This window comes from Legionella spiritensis (assembly GCF_900186965.1).
Classification (GTDB): Bacteria; Pseudomonadota; Gammaproteobacteria; order Legionellales; family Legionellaceae; genus Legionella_C; species Legionella_C spiritensis.
The window spans coordinates 1,678,246-1,701,195 of the sequence record NZ_LT906457.1; the positions used below are offsets into that span (position 1 = coordinate 1,678,246).

Sequence of the window (22,950 nt, forward strand, 5' to 3'; positions counted from 1 at the left end):
TTTCTTCCAGTTTCCCTTGCTTGCTGCTAAGTATAGCGTATATGTCGGTATTAACGAGCTGATTTATAACTGACAAATACCCAAATCGAGCCTGGCGTCCGTTTCTCGAATTTCCCTTAAAGTCGACGCGTCACAAAGCCTGACACTCAAACCATGATGACCAAGCTGCATTCTTGGTATCATTCCAAACGCTTTATCTATGCGCAACAATATAAGATGACAGGATGCTTTCGTCGGCAATGACCGTTGATAAAAACCATTGAACATATCAATTTTATCAAACTGCGCCGTATCTCTTAAAAGATGCAAATAAAAATATACGGTTGTATGGAGAGGATGTAAATAATCAAGCCAAAACAGCAAGTCCTTCTGTCTGGCGGCCGGTTGGGATTCCAGCCATAACAAGAGCTGTGGGGAGTACATTTCACAATCATTGTTGTATCCGGGCTGTGTAAGTCTTATAGATTGTAAAAAGGGATCCTGATGTATTTTCCCGCCAAACTGGCCCGCCACATTCGTCAATACCTGTATTTGAGTATAAAGATTATCATATAATTCCGTTTCAATTCTGGTATTGGTTTTATTCAGGGCGTGCTCGATGCGCATGAATTCCTTGAGGAAGCGGCTTCTAAGCTCGGGCTTTTCAACAAGTTTAATTATCTCGATAATATTTTTTAAAGCATAGTGATGAATGACAGGGTGCTCTTCCTCGCATGCCTGGTTGACCGTTTCGTAGAGACATTCCAGTCGCAATGCTATTTTTGGCAAAAAATGGGTAGCTAGTTGAAATGTTATGATGTCCTTTGACATAAAAAATGCTATTCCCTTAGCCTTTACTTACTAAGAATAGTAATAGATAAGCAGCGTTTTATACAAGTATTTTTGATCGACCCGTCAAAAATGATGAAATAATTATCAGTATTGACTTGAATAGTGCAAATATTGTTGGTGAAGTCCATTAATAGCCTTTTTAAATTCCTCAACGCTACCATTGTTTTCAATGATATCGTCAGCAATTCTGCGGCGAGCGTTTTCATCAGGCTGAAGAGCCAAAATAGCCGCAGCAAAATCCCGGGAATGTTGATCACGGCTCATGACTCGCGCAATTAATGTCTTATCATCAACCAGGATGGCAAGAATACGATTCAGATAGGAGTAATCCTCCTTGTTTAACAACAAGGGTATTTCAATAACGCAATATGGGCCCTTAACTTCAGATATTTTTTGTTCAATCCGTTGTCTGATGAGGGGATGAAGCAGGTTTTCCAGCCAAAGACGTTGTTTTTCATCTGAAACTATAATACGCCTTAACTTCCCTCGATCAAGATCACCCTGAGCAGTAATCACGGATGGGCCAATGCGACGTTTGATCTCTTCCAGAACCGGTTGTCCCCGAGCCGTTATTTCTCTCGCCACATCGTCAGCAACGATGACCGGAATCCCCAGTGATTGAAAGTGTTTGATCGCGGTTGATTTCCCGCTGGCGATATTGCCAGTCAATCCAATACAAAACATGGTTTTAATCCGGCTTGTTTAAATTTTTGCATGTGATCATGTTGATATAACAGGTTGCAGGCACGGAACTGTTATCCAGGCAATAGGCTTTTGCGGCAAGAGCCGCGTCATCCATCGTTCTGTACAGGTTGCTGTTCCAGGGATTGGCATGAAAATCCAATGCGGTGCATTGCCACATAGGCCGGGTTGTGCGGCCAAGGATAAAATATTCGCAATTGGCTTTGGACGCTTTACAGGTGTTGGGATAAGCGCTGTTTTTTTTACAATGGTCAAATGCCTTGTTAATGGCCGTTAACTGATAAACGCTTTGGGCAACCCACCTTTTATTGGTGCTGTCTTCGGTGATACATTGCCAATAATTACCCGAGGGTCCGGGCGTGTCGGCATGAACTACCGGAATAATCAAAAGAAAAAAGAAAAAAAACCTCATCCTGGCGCCAACGCTCATCATGCTTGCTCCTGCATAAATTCGGTTAATTGCTCAATATTCATTGCCTTGGCAAAATACCAGCCCTGAATATAATCGACATTCTGCTGCTTGAGATAATTGTATTGTTCCAGAGTTTCGACCCCTTCTGCAATAATAGCGATATTTAACGAATTAGCCATATTGATAATAGCCTGATTCAATGTTTCGGTTATGGCGCCGGTGCCAATGGCTTGTATAAATATTTTATCAATTTTTAAATAATTAAAAGGAAGATGTCTCAAATAATTAATACTGGCATGGCCCGTGCCAAAATCGTCAATCGCAAGAGAAAATCCTTTATCCCGCAATTCGTTCATGAATGAAATACTCGTTAAATCATCTTTATCAAAAAGTTGTCTTTCCGTTAATTCAAGAACAATCTGTTGCGGTAAAATATGGTACTTGTCACAAAGCCGGTAAAACTCATTAATAAAATTAATGTCACGAAAATGATTGGCCGAAACATTGACTGCCAGATGAAACTGCGGATTGTCTGTTAACAAAGTGCGGCATTGTGAAAACGCTTTTTCGATAAGCTGGGTTGTAATAGGAATAATCAAACCCGTTGCCTCCGCCTCCTCAATAAAAAAATCAGGCATGACTATTTTATCGGAAGCGATTTGCCACCGTACCAACACCTCAACCCCGCAAACCCTGTTGTTAACCATATCCATAATCGGCTGATAAATGGGGGCAAAATGGTTTTGTTTAAGACTGTTCGTAATAGCGTAACTCAAAGACAGGCGTTTATTTAAAAAGCGACGTAACGCGAGATAGACGATAACCGACAAAAAAATCAACGTCAAAATGATTATGATTTCCTGATAAAAAAAATCAATGTGATATTTGGGTGGATTGGGAGTAAATAATAACTGTAAATCGTCCAGTGTTTGTAACGGCACTTGAATCAAATTCGTTTGATTGGACATATCCTTGCCATCAGGCGTTTCATTGGATTTTTCACCCGTTGCCCAGATGATTTTCCTATGAGTCACGTCATACAACGCAATCCTTTGAAATCCGCTTCGGATCCCCGATGATAACGCCTCATCAATGACCTGTTTCAAAATATAAAGCGTATGAAGATACGTTCCTATGCGGTTTTGCAATAAATAAAACGATTGTGTCTTCCCGGCCGGTTCAAACGGGCCATGGATATGAGGCGCCGGTTTGTTGGAAAAAATCGGCGATTGAAAATCAGACGTTGAACAGGAGCGTTTATCCTGATGATGGGTTACATCAATGGCCGATAACGTTGGATTGTTAAACAGAAGCTCCTGTAACTGTGGTAATAAGTTCGACTGGCATTGCCTGAATTGTCGGTCTGTGAAGGTCAGGGCAAAATTTAATTGCACAAGATTTTCAATAAATTCATCAAATTGAAAAGCCTGCTTTTCCGCAATCCGGGTTATTTTATTTATCTGCCGTTCACGGTAAGACTGCCATTCATAAAAAATAGCCAGAAAAAGAATAAAAAGAGATAGCGTACCCCATATTACGGGTAATATCTTGTGAACACCGGTTCGTCCGCTGAAATGTGTCATGACAGGTGTGGTTATTTATAAACATCATAAAGTGAGTTTAAAGTGATTTCCGCCAATTGCATAATGGTTTTATCATCCGTCGTCAAAGGAGGAAGCCAGTAAAGGGTATTGCCTATTGGACGCAGTAACGCGCCATGCCTCAGGGATGCCTGGTAGAATTCATAACCGAGCCGTTTGCTGTTCCATTCCACCATATCGGCGGCCACTACGGCACCGAGCGAACGAATATTTTGCAGCTTGCCGGACAAATTCGCGATATCGTTCATCTGGTTGTACATCAACTCACCCAGTTTGATTGCCCTGTTATTTAGCGATTCATCGTCCATAACCTGAATTGTGGCAAGCGCGGCGCTGACCGCCAGGGCGTTCCCGCTATGAGTGTGGGAGTGGAGAAAGGATTTACCTTTTTCATAATCGTCGTAAAAGCAGGTAAAGATATCATGATCAACAAGCACACAACTCATTGGTAACGCCCCGGCTGTCAATCCCTTGGACAGACAAATAAAATCGGCTGTGACACCGGCGTGCTGACAAGCCAGCCAATGGCCGGTTCGTCCCATACCGGTCATGATTTCATCGGCAATCAGAAAGATGTCGTTTTGCCTGGCCCATTGCGACAGTCTTGATAAAAAATCCGCACTGTAACACAACATACCACCGGCGCCTTGCACAAGCGGCTCAACCAAAATGGCGCAACAACGATGTTTCACCTTTTCCAGCTGCATGACGATGTCGTTCCAGACGGGTGAGCAGTCACGCCATAGGGAATCGCCGGTTGTGTTGATGTAGGGTATATCGTTGAGAAAATGGCAGGTTACCCCATAATCGATATATGGCTTTTTATAAATACCCAGATCACTGACACTCATTGTTGCCAATGTCTCTCCATGATAACTGTTTTGCAGCGCGATAAATTCGCTACGTTGCCGTTGTCCCTGCAACTGTTTGGCATGCAAGGCCATTTTCATTGCTATTTCAACGGCACAGGAGCCGTCGCTGGCAAAAAAAACGTGCTGTTTTCCGCTGATTTGTGCCAGTTTTTCCCCAAGATCGGCTAATACAGGATGCGTCGTGTTGGCTGCAATGACCTGTTCAAACGATTCGAGTTGCTTCTGGATTGCCGCCTTAATAGCCGGATGACCATGCCCCAGTGATTTGCACCACCAGCTTGATATGCCATCAATCAGACATCCCCGATCGGTATAAAGATGGCTGCCTTTGGCCTCATAAACGACCAGCGGCGGACAGGCTTCAAAATCCTTCATTTGCATACAGGGATGCCAGATATGCTTCAAGTCCTTACGAATAACATCAGTCACGTTAACCATAATCATAATTTTGGTTGACAATAAATGGCGCCACTTTATCATGTTCGCCAATATAAAAACAAAGAGAATCTTCATGAATAAACCACAGGCAGGCTGGACTTTTAATGACATTCTGACAATTTATACGCAACCTTTTAATGATTTACTCCACAGCGCCCATCAGATTCACCGTGAGCACCATCCGGCAAATACGTTACAGGTCGCAACCTTGCTCAGTATAAAAACCGGCGCCTGCCCAGAGGATTGTGGCTATTGCTCACAAAGCGGACACCATAAAACCCATGTGGAAAAAGAGAAACTGATGTCGGTGGAGCAAGTATTAGCCAAAGCCAGAGAAGCCATGGAAGGCGGCGCCAAACGGTTTTGTATGGGAGCTGCATGGCGCTGTCCTCCCGAGAAAGCCATGCCCGAGATACAGGCTATGATTGCAGGGGTGAAGGAAATGGGCCTGGAAACCTGCATGACACTGGGCATGCTGAGCAGCGAGCAGGCAAAAGCGCTCAAGGACGCCGGTCTTGATTATTACAATCACAATATAGATACCTCACCGTCCTATTATGAAAAAGTCGCAACAACAAGAACATTTCAGGATCGGTTAGATACGCTTGAACAGGTGCGTCAGGCAGGTATCAATGTCTGTTGCGGCGGTATTTTGGGGCTTGGTGAAACCCGTGACGATCGGATTGAGTTTCTCATGACCCTGGCGAATATGGAAACACCCCCTGAAAGCGTGCCCATCAATCGCCTGATACCGGTAGAAGGCACACCCCTGGCCAGGGCGCAACCAGTTGAAGGCATTGAGCTGGTGCGAACCATTGCGACAGCCCGGGTTTTAATGCCGAAAAGCACAATAAGACTGACCGCCGGACGAACGGAAATGAGCGATGAATTACAGGCGCTTTGTTATTATGCCGGGGCTAATTCCGTATTTATAGGCGATAAATTATTAACGGAAGACAATCCGCAACGGGAAAAAGACAGGGAACTGTTCGCCAATCTTGGTCTGGAAGCGTTTTCTTGAATAAACGTGAAGACATTCTCGCCGCTAAAATAAAAGCGTTGCATGATCAGGGGTTGCATCGCAAGCGAGGCGTAACCTCCGAACCGGGTATGGTCAACTTCTCCAGTAATGATTATTTGTCACTTGCGACCGAGGAAAAAATCAAGCGAGCCTATCGGGAAGGTTATGCAAAATATCCCTCGGGTAGCGGCGGCTCCCCGGTGATTTGCGGTTATCACCGGATCCATCGTGATTTTGAACAGGACATAGCCCGGGCTCTTCAGGTTGATGACGCTATTCTGTTCAGTTCGGGATACGCCGCAAATCTCGGTCTGATGGCGGTTTTAGCCCAGACCGGGGCACATTTAATACTGGATAAGGGAAGCCATGCGTCCTTTTATGACGGGATTAAACTGGCTCAAGTGCCATATACTCGATACGCCCACAATAATATGATCACCCTGGCTCAAAAACTAAAGTGCGCGCCATCAAATCCGATCATTATTACCGAAGGTGTTTTCAGTATGGGGGGGCAACAAGCTCCTCTGAATGACATTCTGATGCTGGGCAAACCCTATGATGCGCTCTGTATGGTGGATGAAGCACATTCCTTTGGTCTGATCGGTGATCATGGACTGGGTCTTGTGCAACGGTATCGGCTATCACAAGAAGAGATCCCGCTAAGGATTATTCCCTTTGGCAAAGCGTTTGCAGGGCAGGGCGCAGTAATCGCCGGACATCAGGTATGGATCGACGCGTTAACACAATACGCACGTTCCTATATTTATTCCACAGCAATTAGTCCGGCATTGACATACGGACTTAGGCACTCTTTTTATTTTTTATATGATGCCGATGATCGTCGACGAAAATTACAGGATTTGGTTCATTATTTTTCTGAACAGGTGCGATTATCGCCTTTAAAATGGTGCCGTTCCAAAACGGCAATCCAGTATTTAATCCTGGGTTGCCCGTATCTGGCGGTAAAATATGCTCAATTGTTACAAGCGAAGTCCATTGTTTGCCAAGCCGTTCGTGTTCCAACCGTTTCGGCGCAACAAACAGGCTTGAGGGTCGTTTTAAACTACCACCACGACCAAAAAGATATTGATTATTTATTCAGGCAACTGCATGTCATCCATGACGCTACATTTACACATTAAGGGGCAGGGTCCGGCATTAGTGTTTTTCCATGGTTGGGGATTTGATCACAGCGTCTGGAACCATCTCGCCGGCTTGCTGGAACAGCGATATACCCTTTATCTTGTTGACATGCCGGGCTTTGGCGCCAGCGATATTATGGGTTGGGAATGTTTCAAGGAGCATTTGTTGCAAAAGCTGCCTGCCAGATTCGCCGTTACCGGTTGGTCAATGGGCGGACTATATGCCATGAGACTGGCTGCAGAAGAACCTGTGCGAGTGACTCGTCTGCTCATTACGGCCTCCACACCCTGTTTTATCCGAACGCCGCAATGGCCGGGTATTGAAAAAAAAATATTTGACGGTTTTCTCGCCAACCTGATGCGTGATCCGCAACAAACCATCAGGGATTTTGTCCGTTTGCAAACCGGGAATAATTCCTTGTTATTACCAAGCGGGCACAAGGCCTCTCCGAACGGATTAAAACTCGGATTGCAAATTATTGCGCAATGGGACTTAAGGGCAGCTCTGGATGAGATCAAACAACCGGTTGTTTTTGTATTTGGACGACTGGACTCCATCGTACCCCGCACAACGATAACCGCCATGCGGCAACGTTATCCGGATTTTAATCTGGTTATGTTCCCCAAGGCGGCACATATGCCTTTTCTCTCTCATCAGCAGGATTTTACACACTTACTTGAGCAATTTTTATTATGAAGCGATTTTTTATTACCGGCACCGATACCGATTGTGGTAAAACCTATGCCACCTGTTCCCTGCTTGATACTCTGAACCAACGCCAGAACAAAGCCATCGGATTAAAACCTGTTGCCACAGGCTGTGTGGAACAAAACGGCCAACTCTACAGCGAGGACGCTTTATTGATTCAGGAGAATAATCGCAACCAAACCCTGAATATTAATAAATGGTCGTTTAAACCGCCTGTCTCACCCCATATTGCGGCAAAAGAAGCAGGGACCCTAATCACCACCGGGGATATTATCCGCTTCTGTAATTCCGAACCATTTCAAAATAACGACATAATGCTTATAGAGGGTGCTGGCGGGCTTCTGGTTCCCTTTAACGAGGAGGAAACCTGGGTAGATTTTCTGCGGCAAACGGCTATTCCGGTTATAGTGGTGGTCGGTATGCGTCTTGGATGTATTAATCACGCTTTGATGACGGCCGAAGTGTTACGCGCGAACCAAATAGAATGCGCGGGATGGATTGCCAATTGTCTTGATAACAATATGCTGTACCTGAAGGAAAATCTCTCCATTATCACAACAAAAATGAACATGCCTCGCCTGGCTACGATTCCCTATAAAGGGAAGGTGACGGGCTTGAGCGAACAAAGTATGCTCCAGGCTTGCTGACAACTTATTGTCTCCCCTTTTTTGTAGCCGTAAGGAGGCCTGCGGCCGTATTGCGGGTTTCATGCTCCAATATTGCGGCAGGGGAAACAGGCGGGCGCCCAAGTAAACGTTGTCCCGCATTTCGGCTTCATGACGGCTGCAAAAAATATAGTCGCTATGTTTTTGTTCAGTAAACAATTTGTAACTCTATGCAAGTTCGCACTGTGTTCGGGATAGCAATATTCAAGATAAAAATTTGTTTTATAGTGTTTTTTTAAAGGTAAATACCTTTATAAGATTGTTAGAATCCAAGATGTTCGTTATAATTTGTCGTTATGTATTTTAAAAAAGCATAACCGTCTGTTTCCTGATTGATATGACAAGTCATTTTATCCGTCACCATAACAAATTAACATTGGAGATCCTTTGATGCCAATTTATGAATACCAGTGTACAAATTGCCATCATCACTTTGATTTAATGCAAAAAATTAGTGAGCCGCCGGCAAAACAATGTCCAAAATGTTTTGAAGAAACGGCTATACGGCTGGTTTCCGCAGCAGGGTTTCAATTGAAAGGCAGCGGCTGGTACGCCACTGATTTCAAAAACAAGGGCAAACCTGTCGATGCAACGGAGAAAAAATCCGGGTCCGGCGAGAAAAAAAGCACGGGGGATAACGCGTCGGGATCCCAAACGTCAAGCAGCAAAGGTGAAAACGATTGAAATCCAAATCCATCCGCAGCTATTTATTTGCCGGCCTGGTTGTCTGGCTGCCGATTGTAGTCACATTTGTCGTTTTGCGGTTTATCATTGATATTCTTGATAGCACCTTTGCGTTGTTACCAGCCGCTTATCAACCGCAACAGCTGTTGGGCACAAAAATCCCCGGCTTAGGCGTGATATTCTCGTTTGTACTCCTGATTGGAACCGGTATCATAGCTACCAATATTCTGGGCCAACGGATATTTGGCTGGGGTGAGTCGATCCTTGCCAAAATTCCCCTGGTACGATCCATTTACAACGCGTCGAAACAAGTGATACAAGCGATTTTTTCTACAAACAGCCAGGCGTTTCGTAAAGTATTGCTCATCCAGTATCCCAGAGAAGGGTTATGGAGCCTGGCATTCCTGACAGGCTCGCCCGGGAAGGAATTGTTTGCCCATACGGAAGATGAAATGCTGTCGGTTTTTGTACCGACAACGCCGAATCCGACTTCGGGTTTTTTGATGATGGTACCTAAAAAGGACGCTGTGGAAATAGGGATGTCTATTGATGAAGCGTTGAAATACATTATTTCCCTGGGTGTTATGCAACCCGCGCTGACATCGGAACTACCGGTTAATGTTTAATATTTTTTGAAGATAGGCGGCCTTATGAGATCACATTATTGCACCTCTGTAACTGAAACGATGATCGATGAATCAGTCAGTATCTGCGGCTGGGTACATAATCGGCGTGATCATGGCGGCGTTATTTTTCTCGATGTACGCGACCGATCCGGTCTCGTCCAGGTGGTTTATGAGCCGGAATTATCGGAGGTATTTACCATAGCGGAAAAACTCCGCCATGAGTTTGTCGTTCGGGTAGAAGGGCGCGTACGGGCCAGGCCGGAAGGAATGATTAATGACAAAATGACTACCGGCAAGGTTGAAGTCGTGGGCCTGGCTCTGGAAATATTAAATCAGGCACAAACACCACCTTTTCTGCCCGATGAGCATCAGCTGGTCAATGAAGATATACGTTACCGCTATCGTTATCTGGATCTAAGACGTGCGGAAATGCAGCATAACCTGACGCTGCGCCACAACATGATACGTTGCATACGCGATTATCTGAACGAACAGAAATTTGTAGATATCGAAACCCCCATGCTGACCAAAGCGACTCCGGAGGGAGCCAGGGATTATCTGGTTCCATCACGGGTTCATCCCGGCCAGTTTTATGCCTTGCCGCAATCACCACAGTTATTTAAACAGCTGTTAATGATGTCCGGATTTGATAAATACTATCAAATAGTACGATGTTTCCGGGATGAAGATTTGCGTGCCGACCGGCAGCCGGAATTTACCCAGCTTGATTTGGAAATGGCATTTGTCGATGAAAAAACCATACAGCATCTCATCGAAGGCATGCTAAACAAAATTTTCCGGGACATTCTCGGCGTCGAATTGCCGGAAACACTGCCGCGTATGTCGTATACGGAGGCCATGCGCCGCTTCGGCAGTGACAAGCCGGACTTGCGTATTCCTCTCGAACTGGTAGATATCGCTGATTTGGTAAAAGATTGTGACTTTAAGGTATTCTCTTCGGCCGCCGAAATGGAAGAGGGACGAGTCGTTGCCTTAAAGCTTCCCGGAGGTTGTACCCTTACCCGTAAGGAACTGGATGGTTACGGTGATTTTGTCAGTATTTATGGCGCGAAAGGATTAGCCTATATCAAAATTAATGATCGTTCCCAGGGGATGGCCGGATTGCAGTCGCCTATTATTAAATTCCTGGGCGAAGACGCGGTGAACAACATTCTCGATCATGTTCAGGCTCAAACGGGTGATGTCGTCTTTTTCGGTGCAGGCCACGCACAGCTGGTGAATGAATACATGGGTGCGTTGCGGATTAAACTGGGTCATGACAGGAGTCTGGTGGAATCCGGTTGGCGTTTATTATGGATTGTTGATTGGCCCATGTTTGAAAAAGACAGTGCAACGGGTCGGTTACAACCAATGCACCATCCTTTCACCTCGCCACGCGAACTGGATATTGACGCACTGCTTGCCAATCCGACCAAAACCATGGCCAAAGCCTATGACATTGTAATCAATGGTTATGAGATTGGTGGCGGATCAATCCGTATCCATCAGACCCGGCTGCAGCAAGCCGTATTCGGATTATTGGGCATTGAGGAACAGGAAGCCGCTGAAAAATTCGGATTTTTACTGGACGCCTTGCAATATGGATGTCCTCCGCACGGCGGCATAGCCCTGGGGATAGACAGGCTGGCAATGCTGCTCACGAATTCCACTTCCATTCGTGATGTGATTGCATTTCCAAAAACGCAATCAGCCGCCTGCCCGTTAACCAGCGCACCGGGTCATGTCAACACAAACCAGTTACATGAACTGGGCATTCGACTTGCGGCCAATGTACAATCCAAATAAACATCTACTTGCCACCGTACCCAAAGACCGACGGTGGTTTGCCGGGTTTCTTGTCGTCGCAGTGTTTTTATTTTTTGCGACGGCCTCGTCGATTGCCAAATCGGAAAGCAGTGACAGCAAACTCATTGAGTATCTGACTCAGGAAAAAAATACTCTGACCCTGGTTATTAATCAACTCAAGGAACCTGTGTTACCTGCCAACGAGGCACAATACAACAATCTTGTCCGGCAAAACGAAGCCAGGATGGCGCTGAATAAAGCTAAAATCGCCAATTTTGAAAACTTTCTTGTTAATCAGAATAAAATACAGGAAGATTTCAGCCAGCGTCTCAAACAACTCCAGCAATTTACCGCCACCGCATCGCCGCAAATCAGTGCCCAGCAAAAAATCGATAAAATTAATACGTTAAACGAAATTAATAAAAAAACCATTTCCCTCATTCAGGAAAACATTGATCTGGCCAATCGTTATCAACGTATTTTAATGGCGGAGAAACAGGCTTTGGAATTATGGCAGGCCCGGGAACGCTTGCATAAACAATTAATCACCCTCCATGAGCAGGAGGACAGGCTAAACAACAGTTTGTCAGGACTGTATGAAAAGAGTATTGAGTTACAACAAAGTATTAAAGCCAATACGGATTTTAAAACAACGTACCACCTGGAAGCACGGCTTTTACTAAACAATCAGCTGATTAATCTGACCCAGCACAAAATTAGCGAACTGAATTTACAACGAAAGCTGGCCAGAGCGGATTATCTCTTGCTAAAGAGTCCGGATATCAGAACCTTGCAGACGGTTACCGAGGATTACAAAAACACCATCAGCCAACTGTCTGATCTGGAGCAGGCGCTTAGAAAAATGGCCTCGGTTTTGAAAAGCGAGCAGCAACATCTGAGTGATAACGCTTTAAAGCAACAATTTACCAATTTATTGCGTGCTATTGACGCACGCCTGGAAGGCGTCGTTATTCAACAACAAACCCTGCAGGAAGATTTGGAAAATCACCAGGAAGAGCTCAAAAAACAATTATCCGTACGACAAAGCCTGTCCGAATACCGCATGGATAGCTGGCCGTCCATTTTTACCCAGCTATCCGATATACCCGGTCAATTTTACAATTACCTGAAAACATTAGCCTTAAAACTCCGTGATAATTACCAGTGGCAGGATAAACTGCCCGCGTTTTTAATCTGGTTCAGTCTGGGTTTAATCATTCTGGCCACCGTAGGCCTTTACAAGCTATTAAAACAAATGACCCGCGATAAAGAGCGCTCTCGTTTGTCCGGACATCTTTATGACGGGCTGCTTGCCATACTAAGCCGGAATATGCCTCATATTGGAATAGTCACCGCGGTTATTGCCGTTTTTTATTTTAATCATGTTCCTTTTTCCAATTATCAGTTACTCATTAATCTGCTTGTAATCTGGCTGATATTCAGAAGCCTGATCCTGATTGCCCGCCTGGCTCTTTTGGAGCGTCTCAGTGATTATTCCGGCACGGATGTACGATTATACTACCGGTTGAAATGGCTTCTTATGGCAGGAGGATGGTCTACCGCCTTGATGACATTTAGCCATTTATTGCCTTTGTCCCTGATTCTGCAAGATATTTTCAACCGTATGTTCATGATATTTCTGGTAGCCGTATCCATTGTAGGATGGAAGAGCCGTGACGTTATCACTCATTTGCTGCATCCAGTCTTGAAAAGTAAAAAACGCTATTTTCGCCATGCTGTTTTGCTTCTTATATATCTGGTGCCTATTACCTTGTTTACTACTGCCGTAATTGGCCTCATCGGTTATATTAATCTGGCGTGGACGATGAGCAGCTACCAGATTGAGATACTGGTTTTATTATGCCTTTATGTTTTGCTGAGAGGGTTGATATTTGACGGAATGGAATTGATTTCCGAATGGATGATTTACAGAATGAATAACGGATGGTTATGGATAGAGGTATGGCTTAAACCACTGGATAAAATATTGCGGGTTTTATTGCTGGTTCTGGCCTTGTATACCCTGTTTCAACTATTTGGCTGGCGCTCCGATTCCGTGGTCATGACGAACCTCCTGCAGTTTAGTGAATATCCGCTAGTCAACCTGTCCGGAGTTCATATTACTGCCAGCAGTATTTTAAAGTTTCTTATTTTACTGTTTCTTTTTATATGGGCCTCCAAATGGACCAGGGAGTTCTGTTATCGCTGGCTTTACCGAAACGCCCGTGATGCCGGGATACGCAATAGTCTTTCCGTATTTACCCAATACGCTGTGATATTGATTGGCGTTTTCATAACCTTGCGGACTCTGGGTCTTGATTTCAGTGGCATGGCCATGGTGCTTGGAGGGCTTGCGGTGGGTATGGGCTTCGGATTACGAGATTTCGCCAGCAACATCGTGGGCGGCATCATGTTGCTGATAGAACGCCCGGTCAGGGAAGGGGACTTGATTACCCTGGGTAACTACGAAGGACGAGTTGCCCATATCGGTATACGTTCCATGCGGGTGTCTTCCTGGGATAACATGGAAGTGTTGATTCCGAACGCGGAAACGTTTAATAAGCCCTTCACCAACTGGACCCATCAGGACAGCATCGTTCGTACGGTGGTTCCTATCAAGGTCAGCCGCGCAGATGATCCGCTCATGATCCAGCAACTGATTTTAGACGTGCTGGCCATCATTCCTGAAATCGTCGGCGAACCACCAGCACAGGTTTTTTTAAAGCAAATTGATGAAGCGCTTATTGAATTTGAAGTTCGTTATTTTATCAACGTGCAACTGTATTCCCGGTTTGAAATACGTTCCAAGGTATTGTTTGCCATTAACGCCCAATTTAAGGCGGCAGGGGTCAAACCACCCATTCCGCCTATCAGCGTAGAGGTTAGGGAAAGTGAAAAAGATCCGGCCCGATCATTGCCCGAAAAGTGAAGAGGAACTGATTGAGCAATGCCATCGTATTGAAGGGCTAAGCCTGTCCCAGTTGGCCGCCGGGCTGGGGTTGGTTATTCCCGGTGAACAAACACGGCGAAAGGGATGGACCGGTCTTGCGATAGAACTGGCTCTTGGTGCGACAGCCGGGTCAAAATCCATACCTGATTTTTGTCATCTTGGTATCGAGTTAAAAACAATTCCGCTTAACAAACAGGGAAATCCTGCCGAGTCAACGTTTGTGACCAGCATCCCCCTGTTAACCGTTCACAGGCAGCAATGGCTCACATCCCAATGTTGTCAAAAATTACGCCGTGTCCTGTGGATCCCCGTGGAGGGAGATAAAATGATACCCTTTGAGCACCGCAGAATAGGGCGCGCGATGTTATGGTCGCCTACAACAGAGCAGGAAACGATACTCTCCAAAGACTGGGAAGAACTCACCACTATGATAAGCACAGGGCAACTGGAGGAAATTAACGCAGCCATGGGCGACTACCTTCAGGTACGCCCCAAAGCAGCCAACACCCAATCGCTTTGCTATGGGTTTGACAGTGAGGGAAACAAGATACTAACTCTGCCCAGGGGCTTTTACTTGCGTGCCTGTTTTACGAAACAATTGCTCGGGTGTTGAATCGTAATTTTGCATGAACGCCCCATATTCGCTAAAGTACAAGATGGAATAGTACCGCTCACAATAATAAAAAGGACTGAAAACATGAAACATATCGCAAAGGCACTTCTTTGTTCGCTGGTTTTAATTCCGACGGCGTACGCCGCCGATCCGACGGTTGATCAGCAGGTTCAGCAATTAAATACCCAATTGCAGGCGCAACTGAAACAGATCCAGTCTCAGCTTGAGCAACAGATTGCTACCTTAAACACCCAATTGCAAACCCAAATGAAACAAACCCAGACACAGTTGCAAAACCAGATCCAATCCGTGAATGCGGACACCCAGAATCAAATGAAGACCATTCAGGACAATCTGCAAAAGCAAATACAAATACTACAACAGCAAATAACCAAGCAAGCGAAGGGATAAAAAATGATGCCGGCTTAAAAACCGGCATCATGATGGATTCATCGTAACATTTACACGATATTTAATAACATCGGATCATTGACTTGTACCCCGATTAAGGTCACTTTGTTACCGGCTCCCAGATCAAGTACCGTATCATTGCCTACAATTTGCAGGGTTTGGATTTGGACACCGTCTTTGAATAACAGGCTGTCATTAACCAGATTATAATCGTTAATCACATCCTCGCCGCTGTTGCTACCGAAGGCAAACGTGTTGTTGCCGCCGCCACCGGACAGTTGATCCGCACCCTGTCTTCCTTCAATGGTATTATTGCCCGCGTCTCCGATAATCACATCGTTAAGAGTGGTACCAATAATTTGTTCCACGTTAACCACGTTCATCGAATTGCCACCATGCGTCAATAAGCCATTGTTTCCACCGTCATAATTTGCTCCTGTGCCGCTCAAACCTGCGAGATACAAGGAATCAAAATCGGAGTCATCCAGACTTTCTCCCATATCGATGAAATTATTATTACCCATAGTGGTAATCAACAGATTGTCATTGCCACCAGGCAAATATAACTCCTGAAAATTGATAAAAAAATGGGAATTTGACAGAGAGGTGGATGATAATGAAGCATCAATCGTTTCATTGACAGAAAACTTGCCGTCGCCCACCCAGTTTACACTTAGAAAGGGAAGACCACTCTGATTCGGATTAACGCTGGTTTCAATAGCCGTCAGATCGGCAATGCCAGTCTCACCCGTCGAATTCTGAATGGTCATCAGGGGCGAAAAATCACCATTGGTCGTGTCTATAATCTGATCTCTTAACCCTGTAACCTGAGCGGTTACATTACCAGCAATCGGATCGGCGTCACTATCCGTCAGATTAATCTTTAACTCCCCAAAAAAGACATGTAAAAATTCGGGTTGTGCCAAAAGGGCAGCCAGCAAAGCGTATTCTATCGCTGTTGCATTAAAGGAATAGGAACCTTCCGCAAAATCAAGCGTAGCCACGTTATCAATATTGGGACCCGCGTTATTGAATTCCATATCGAGGCTAAGCTTCTGGATTTGTCCTCCGTTAGGTAAATTATCCGGATTGGCATCCTGAAAAGCGAAACTGACATTCGTCTCGCCGGTACCTTCTATCATTTTTATAGTGTTATCAAGACCCGGCCCATTGGCATTATGAACATTACCATCGATTATAAAGTTGTAATCACCCCCCTGATCAATGACGAAGGTATTGCCATTTAGCCCCAGATGGAAGGCTTCCGCATTGGTGACCGTCAGGCTGTTACCATTACCATCCTGCAGATTATTGCTACTGGCGGTATATGTGACACCGGTAATATTTCTGAGATCAATGATATCCAGATCATCCTCGCCACCCATATCGACGGATAAGCCGTTAATTACATCATTAACGATCAACTGATCATTTTGAGCGCTTAACCGCATGGTTTCGATGCCGGGATCCTGTAACACATTATTGACATAAATATTGTCGGCTTCCAGTAAGACAACGGACGGATCCGTCACGTTTAAATCAACATCGGCTATCACTGGTGCTGTGGCTGCTGACGCAACATTTTCAGGCGTTCCAAAGCCGTCTATATAACTGACAACGACAGTAATAACTTTACCCACATCGTCCTGTGTCAAAACATAGCTGTCGGCATTAGCGCCATCAATATCAATACCATCGGCTTGCCATTGATAATTAAACGCCCCAAGACCGTCAATATCACCTAACGCACTGGCGTCTGCCGTCAATATTTGACTTTCAGCCGGCGTTCCCTGAATCACAACGTCACCGGTCACGGCATCGTTCACATTGGCCACCGCGTCCGTCACAGCGGAAGTCACACTTTCGGCAGCCCCGAAGGCATCGATATAACTCACTGCCACCGCAAACGATTTACCAACATCAGCCTGGGTCAGCTCGTAAGTCGCACCGGTTGCTCCTTCAATAACAGCGCCATCAGCCAGCCATTGGTAAGTGAACTCACCCAAACCATCAATATCACCCAAAGCGCTGGCATCAGCCGCCAGGATTTGATATTGGGCAGGTATCCCCTGAATCACCACCTCACCGGTTACCGCGTTATTAACGTTCTCTACTGCTGCTGTCGCTGCTGAAGTCACGCTTTCGGCAGTGCCGAATCCATCGATATAACTCACCGTCACTGTCAATGATTTACCGACATCAGCCTGGGTCAACTCGTAAGTCGCACCGGTTGCTCCTTCAATAACAGCGCCATCAGCCAGCCATTGGTAAGTGAACTCACCAAGGCCATCAATATCACCCAAAGCGCTGGCATCAGCCGCCAGGATTTGATTTTCTGCCGGTGTTCCCTGGATAATGACTTCACCGGTCACGGCATCGTTCACATTGGCCACAGGAGCCGTTGCTTGTGAAGTGATGCTTTCCTCGGCACCAAATCCGTCGATATAATTGACGGTTACTGAAAAAGCTTTGCCGACATCGGCCTGCGTTAATTCATAGGTCGCCCCGGTCGCACCATCAATAGCGACGCCATCGGCATACCATTGGTAATTAAACGCCCCAAGACCATCCAAATCAGCAAGGTCGCTGGTGTCCGCAACCAGTGTTTCATTTTGAGCGGCCAGTCCGTTTACCAACAGTGCTCCTGTCACCTCATCATTGACGTTGGCAACCGCAACGGTGGCATCAGACGTCAAGGTCACCAGGTCACCTTGCTCATTGGTATAGGTCAGTGACAAAGATATCTGTTTACCGACATCATCTTGGGTCAGTGCATAGGAATTTGTATTTGCGCCTTCTATATTTTCTCCGTCCGCTAACCATTGATAGGTAAAAGGCTCGCCATTATCATGATCGATATCACTTTCATCTACGGTCAGGATTTCATTTTGGATGGCAGCACCCTCGATTGCTACACTATCCGGATCCAGTCTATCGAGGATGGCCTCTATAAGCGCTTTTAGTTTGGCTAAAAGCTGTTGCAGAAATTGAAACAAACTCATGGTAAGTCTCCAGACATAACAAAAAATATCGTTTACGACATTTTCAATGCCCAGCTTTCCATATCAGGGATTACCTCCTTGTCATATATGTCGACAAGAAGGTTTTTCATGGCGACATCACTTGAAACAAGACTATTTTTCATTGGAACCGCTGTATAAATATAGTACAAATAAAAGGGAATACCAATGTTTCGCAATCAAAAAATTTGTAAGTTGGACAGACAAATCTGCAAAAAATAAATAACACATCTATTGCTCATGAAAGGCACGTTCAAAACTATCCTGTATTGGAGTGATAAAATAATCAAACGCCGTTCTTTTCTCGACAATAATCATGACCTGAACCGGCATTCCCGGGTATAAATGAATATGCTTAAGTTGTTGTAAATCCTTTTTATCAAGCAGGATATGAACCTTGTAATATTGTTTTTTAGTGACCTGGTCTTCAAAAACATCGGCGGAAACCAGTTTGACTTTTCCTTCGATAAAAGGCGTTGTTCGTTGTTTATAAGCCGAAAGGCGAACTTTGGCTGTTAAACCTGGCCTGACGATATCAATATCAAGCGGATCAACTTCCGCTTCCACAATCAATTGATCTTCAGAGGGGATAATATCAAGAATATCCTGTCCCGGCGTGATCACGCCGCCTACGGTGTGTTTTTTTAATCCTATAACGGTTCCTGTCAGGGGCGCTGCAATGAGTGTTCGTTGTAACACGTCTTGTGCCGCTTTCAGTTTTTCCTGTAAATCAGCCAGTTTTTGCTGTATTTCACGAAGGTTTTGTAACAAATCCCTGCGTCGGCTTTCCATAAGCGTGTAAATCTGTGACTTTGTTTCGCTTATTGCCTGATGAGCCTTGGCAACCAATCCCAAGTGCTCGCCACGGTTACCGGTTAATCTGGCCGCTTCGCGCCTTAGGGCAAGTAACCTGGGTTTGTCAATCAATTTACGGGCCTCCAGGTATTCAACGGCTTTAATTTCCTCATTAATCAAGCTCAATTGCTCCGTGCCGGAATCCACTTGCGCCTCCAGACTTTTGATTTCATGGTGGAATTCTTCGATACGCTCATTGAGCACCTTGATTTGTCCTTCGTAACTTCTGGTGTTGGCCGTAAATAATTTATTCTGCCCCGAAATAATTTTTTTTACTTTGGGGTTGGTGGCTTTTTGGAGTAATTCTTCCGGATAGTCAATCGTTTTCTCATTATTCAATTCTGCGAAAATACGGGACTCTGAGGCCAGATTTTCATAGACTTGTCCCTGCAGTAAATCTACACTGGCTTTTGCCTGCGTATCATCCAGTTTGATAAGGGGTGTGTTAGCCTTTACAGCGGAACCTTCGTCAATATAAATTTTTTTAATAATACCGCCTTCCATGTGCTGCACGGTTTTACGCACATTTTGTACCATTAGTTTACCAGGAGCCACGGCTGCGGCATCCAGACGAAACAACATGGACCAAAGCAAAAATCCTCCAACGAAGACAATCAATATTATAAAACCAAAGATTAGGATGGAGGTTATAATGGGAGATTCCGATGTCTCCGGTAATTTATGCGGGTTTCCGTTATCCATTGTGCAAACCTTCCCCGGGTCTCGCCTGCTGTGGTGACACGCGGGACAATTCACGCAGTTTGGATAGTATCTGATCCCTCGGGCCCGAAAATTGAATTTTTCCTTCATTTAATACGATAATGGTATCGACATGCTTAAGTATATTAGGACGATGAGCGACAACAACCACCGTCGCCGAACGTTTTTTTAGCGCGCTTAGAGCGGCGATAAGCGCCTGTTCTCCTTCCATATCCAGATTGGAATTTGGCTCATCCAGGACAATCAGTTGCGGATCCCGATATAACGCCCGCGCGAGGGCGATACGTTGTCGTTGTCCGCCCGACAAGCTGAATCCGGAACGGCTCACCAACGTGTCGTAAGCCATCGGCAGTCGTAAAATCAACTCATGGCATCCGGCCAGTTGCGCCGCTTTAATCACGGCACGTTCATCAACGACACCCATACGTGCGATATTCTCTTTAATGGTGCCGTTAAACAATTCGATATCTTGCGGCAAATAGCCAACGTGTCTGCCAAAATCGACGCGATCCCACTGAAAAACATCCGCACTATCCAGGCGTATGCTCCCCACACCGGGCTTTATCACACCAACGATAAGACGGGCGAGCGTCGATTTTCCCGCCGCCGAAGGTCCTATCAAAGCGACCATTTCTCCAGGATTGATCTGATAATTAATATTATTAATCACATACCGGTTCATGTTGGGCGGCGAATAAAAAATGTTTTCCAGCGACAGAGTCCCTTTGGGATCAGGCAAGGTCATGCCGGCAAATCGACCGGAAAAAAAGGAAAAATGGGGACGAAGGCGTTCTTTCGCCTGTTTGGCGCCCTGATACTGTTTCCAGGAACTGATAGCCTGTTCCACAGGCGACAAAGCCCGCGCCATCAGGATGGACGCGGCGATCATCATACCTGGAGTTATCTGGTTGATTATTACCAGATACGCGCCAAATCCCAATATCAAAACCTGTAGAGTCGAGCGAAGGAATTTGCTGACAGACAGGATGTTGCCGGATATTTTGCTGGATTTACTTTGAAACTCCAGGACTTTCTCATTATTTTTATACCAGTTTTGTACAAGCGGATAGAGCATACCCATAGCCTGGATGACTTCGGCATTGCGAAACGTAGCGGTTGTTTCCAGATTATTGCTCAGGGAAATATTATTGGTTTCTTCCAGTAATTTTCTGGTAGCCAATTCATTAACGAGGGCACAGGCAAAAAGGATGACCGCTCCGATAGTGGAAATCAACCCAAGAATAGGATCGAGTAAAAAGATAACGATTAAATATACAGGTACCCAGGGTGCATCAAACAAGGTAAACAGAGCAGGGCTTCCCAGAAACTGTCGTACCATGGAAATATCACGTAAAACCTGCTCCGGATAGATATTACCCATAAGTTGCTGATCGGGACATAAAGCCAGGGCCGCAGGAGTCAGTTTTCTATCCAGCCACACACTGACTTGAATAATAATATATGTGCGTACCGCATCGAGTATGCTCAATATTAATAACGCCAACAAGGCAATAAGCGTTAAATAAATCAGGGTGTCATAACTATGGCTGGCAAGTACTCTGTCAAAAATCTGCATCATGTAAATCGGAATGGTCAGCATCAATATATTGATAAACAGACTAAATAAACCAATATAAATAAATGCTTTTTTACACGACTGAAAGGCCTCCTCAAGCACTGTAAGCTTTTTTTTGCTCATTTTGATTAAATTTTACTGTGGCATTTAGTAACTATAGAACAGACTTACTGATTATGTATGGATAGGCTTCTCTTTCCATTTCATTTTGAACGGGTGATATTCCGGGTAGTACAGTGGTAAGTTCTGTCATTCCCGAGAAATCGGGAATCCAGTCACGTTAAAATAGATCTCCGCCTGTACGGAGATGACAATCAATGAGCAAAAATGAGCTACTTCTTTCCCTTTTCCCGGCTGATGAAATTGCAAGACGCCTGATCGGTCGGCATGATGGTCATTTCCGCAATATCCACATGCAATGGCCGGGTCACGCAATAATATATGGCATCCGCTATATCGTCGGCAACAAGCGGGTTGAAGTCCTGATAAAACTGTTTCGCTTTTTGCTCATCGTTCCAGCGTACGGTGCTGAATTCCGTTTCAACGGCGCCGGGTGCAATTTCAGTCACTCGAACGGGTGTTCCCATCAAATCCATGCGCATGGATTGCGTGATGGCTCTGACTGCGTGTTTTGTCGCACAATAAACATTACCATTAGGATAAACACCTTGTCCGGCAATAGAACCAATATTGACAATATGGCCTTTTTTTCGTTTCAGCATGTCGGGAAGTATCGCATGCGTAACATAAAGCAAGCCCTTCACATTGGTGTCAATCATAGTATCCCAATTTTCCGGCAGGCCTTTCTGGATAGGATCACTGGATAGCGCAAGCCCGGCGTTATTAATGAGAATATCAATAGAACGCCATGATGCAGGTAATGCTTTTATTGCGGATTCAACGGCATTCCTGTCACGAATATCCAGTTCCAGGGGGAAGCATTTGGTTTGATATTCAGCTTGCAGGGCTTCGGATAAATAACGCAGCCGTTCAATACGGCGCGCGGTTACAATCAGATTGGCACCATGGGAGGCAAACAGCCTGGCACAAGCTTCACCAATGCCGCTGGATGCGCCTGTTATAAGAATAACCTTATCTTTTATATTAAGCATATTCACCCACCTGTTATAAAAATTACCCGGCTTGCATTGCGCTCATTGTAGCAAAAGAAAAAAACAAATAACAAAATATTCCCATGAACTCACTTAATTTGAATTATTTTTATAAGCTCTGTATGATCAGCAGGATGATTTTTTCATGGACGTAATTCCAAACAAGGTTGTGTGAACCGCGTGA

19 protein-coding genes are annotated in these 22,950 nt (G+C 45.1%); 10 read left to right on the forward strand and 9 right to left on the reverse strand.

Features of this window, described 5'->3' with window-relative positions:
• Nucleotides 1-63: 63 nt before the first annotated feature.
• The 5 genes from zapD to bioA form a co-directional block, all read right to left on the reverse strand.
• Nucleotides 64-810 (reverse strand): cell division protein ZapD, encoded by a 747-nt coding sequence (gene zapD, locus CKW05_RS07615; protein ID WP_058483497.1) that lies wholly within the window; start codon nt 808-810, stop codon nt 64-66.
• Nucleotides 811-915: 105 nt separating this feature from the next.
• Nucleotides 916-1,515: a dephospho-CoA kinase gene (gene coaE / locus CKW05_RS07620; protein ID WP_058483498.1), complete on the reverse strand. Its 600-nt coding sequence runs from the start codon at nt 1,513-1,515 to the stop codon at nt 916-918.
• 4 nt (nt 1,516-1,519) lie between these two features.
• Complete coding sequence (locus CKW05_RS07625; RefSeq protein WP_231950405.1) at nt 1,520-1,966, reverse strand: hypothetical protein; 447 nt, start codon at nt 1,964-1,966, stop codon at nt 1,520-1,522.
• Nucleotides 1,963-3,528, reverse strand: a complete 1,566-nt coding sequence (locus tag CKW05_RS07630; RefSeq protein WP_058483499.1) for an EAL domain-containing protein — start codon at nt 3,526-3,528, stop codon at nt 1,963-1,965. The genes CKW05_RS07625 and CKW05_RS07630 overlap by 4 nt, the downstream gene beginning before the upstream one ends.
• 11 nt (nt 3,529-3,539) lie before the next feature.
• Entirely contained in the window at nt 3,540-4,856 is a 1,317-nt protein-coding gene (gene bioA / locus CKW05_RS07635) for an adenosylmethionine--8-amino-7-oxononanoate transaminase (protein ID WP_058483579.1), read from the reverse strand.
• A 73-nt stretch (nt 4,857-4,929) separates the two neighbouring features.
• On the opposite strand from bioA, the gene bioB reads away from it, so the two are divergent.
• The 10 genes from bioB (at nt 4,930) to CKW05_RS07685 (ending at nt 15,483) form a co-directional block, all read left to right on the forward strand.
• Entirely contained in the window at nt 4,930-5,877 is a 948-nt protein-coding gene (gene bioB / locus CKW05_RS07640) for a biotin synthase BioB (RefSeq protein WP_058483500.1), read from the forward strand.
• Complete coding sequence (locus CKW05_RS07645) at nt 5,874-7,019, forward strand: aminotransferase class I/II-fold pyridoxal phosphate-dependent enzyme (protein ID WP_058483501.1); 1,146 nt, start codon at nt 5,874-5,876, stop codon at nt 7,017-7,019. Before bioB ends, CKW05_RS07645 begins: the two co-directional genes overlap by 4 nt.
• Nucleotides 6,997-7,716 (forward strand): alpha/beta fold hydrolase, encoded by a 720-nt coding sequence (locus tag CKW05_RS07650; protein ID WP_058483580.1) that lies wholly within the window; start codon nt 6,997-6,999, stop codon nt 7,714-7,716. Before CKW05_RS07645 ends, CKW05_RS07650 begins: the two co-directional genes overlap by 23 nt.
• On the forward strand, nt 7,713-8,375 hold the full coding sequence (gene bioD / locus CKW05_RS07655) for a dethiobiotin synthase (protein ID WP_058483502.1): 663 nt from the start codon (nt 7,713-7,715) through the stop codon (nt 8,373-8,375). The genes CKW05_RS07650 and bioD overlap by 4 nt, the downstream gene beginning before the upstream one ends.
• A 408-nt stretch (nt 8,376-8,783) precedes the next feature.
• Nucleotides 8,784-9,077, forward strand: a complete 294-nt coding sequence (locus CKW05_RS07660) for an FmdB family zinc ribbon protein (RefSeq protein WP_058483503.1) — start codon at nt 8,784-8,786, stop codon at nt 9,075-9,077.
• Entirely contained in the window at nt 9,074-9,703 is a 630-nt protein-coding gene (locus tag CKW05_RS07665; RefSeq protein WP_058483504.1) for a DUF502 domain-containing protein, read from the forward strand. Before CKW05_RS07660 ends, CKW05_RS07665 begins: the two co-directional genes overlap by 4 nt.
• Before the next feature lie 24 nt (nt 9,704-9,727).
• Entirely contained in the window at nt 9,728-11,509 is a 1,782-nt protein-coding gene (aspS, locus tag CKW05_RS07670; protein WP_058483505.1) for an aspartate--tRNA ligase, read from the forward strand.
• A complete protein-coding gene (locus tag CKW05_RS07675) occupies nt 11,445-14,438 on the forward strand; it encodes a mechanosensitive ion channel domain-containing protein (protein ID WP_231950407.1) in 2,994 nt (997 codons plus the stop codon). The genes aspS and CKW05_RS07675 overlap by 65 nt, the downstream gene beginning before the upstream one ends.
• A complete protein-coding gene (gene mutH / locus CKW05_RS07680; protein ID WP_058483506.1) occupies nt 14,401-15,072 on the forward strand; it encodes a DNA mismatch repair endonuclease MutH in 672 nt (223 codons plus the stop codon). The genes CKW05_RS07675 and mutH overlap by 38 nt, the downstream gene beginning before the upstream one ends.
• An 84-nt stretch (nt 15,073-15,156) precedes the next feature.
• Nucleotides 15,157-15,483 (forward strand): hypothetical protein, encoded by a 327-nt coding sequence (locus tag CKW05_RS07685; RefSeq protein ID WP_058483507.1) that lies wholly within the window; start codon nt 15,157-15,159, stop codon nt 15,481-15,483.
• Nucleotides 15,484-15,533: 50 nt separating this feature from the next.
• On the opposite strand, the gene CKW05_RS07690 is transcribed toward CKW05_RS07685, so the two are convergent.
• The 4 genes from CKW05_RS07690 to CKW05_RS07705 all read right to left on the reverse strand — a co-directional run bounded on the left by CKW05_RS07690 (nt 15,534) and on the right by CKW05_RS07705 (nt 22,766).
• On the reverse strand, nt 15,534-18,485 hold the full coding sequence (locus tag CKW05_RS07690; protein WP_058483508.1) for a hypothetical protein: 2,952 nt from the start codon (nt 18,483-18,485) through the stop codon (nt 15,534-15,536).
• A gap of 249 nt (nt 18,486-18,734) precedes the next feature.
• Nucleotides 18,735-20,060 carry an HlyD family type I secretion periplasmic adaptor subunit gene (locus CKW05_RS07695; protein WP_058483509.1) on the reverse strand — a complete coding sequence of 442 codons (1,326 nt, stop codon included), beginning with the start codon at nt 20,058-20,060 and terminating at the stop codon, nt 18,735-18,737.
• Nucleotides 20,053-21,777 carry a type I secretion system permease/ATPase gene (locus CKW05_RS07700; protein WP_058483510.1) on the reverse strand — a complete coding sequence of 575 codons (1,725 nt, stop codon included), beginning with the start codon at nt 21,775-21,777 and terminating at the stop codon, nt 20,053-20,055. The genes CKW05_RS07695 and CKW05_RS07700 overlap by 8 nt, the downstream gene beginning before the upstream one ends.
• A 209-nt stretch (nt 21,778-21,986) precedes the next feature.
• Nucleotides 21,987-22,766 carry an SDR family oxidoreductase gene (locus CKW05_RS07705; protein WP_058483511.1) on the reverse strand — a complete coding sequence of 260 codons (780 nt, stop codon included), beginning with the start codon at nt 22,764-22,766 and terminating at the stop codon, nt 21,987-21,989.
• Nucleotides 22,767-22,950: the final 184 nt, after the last annotated feature.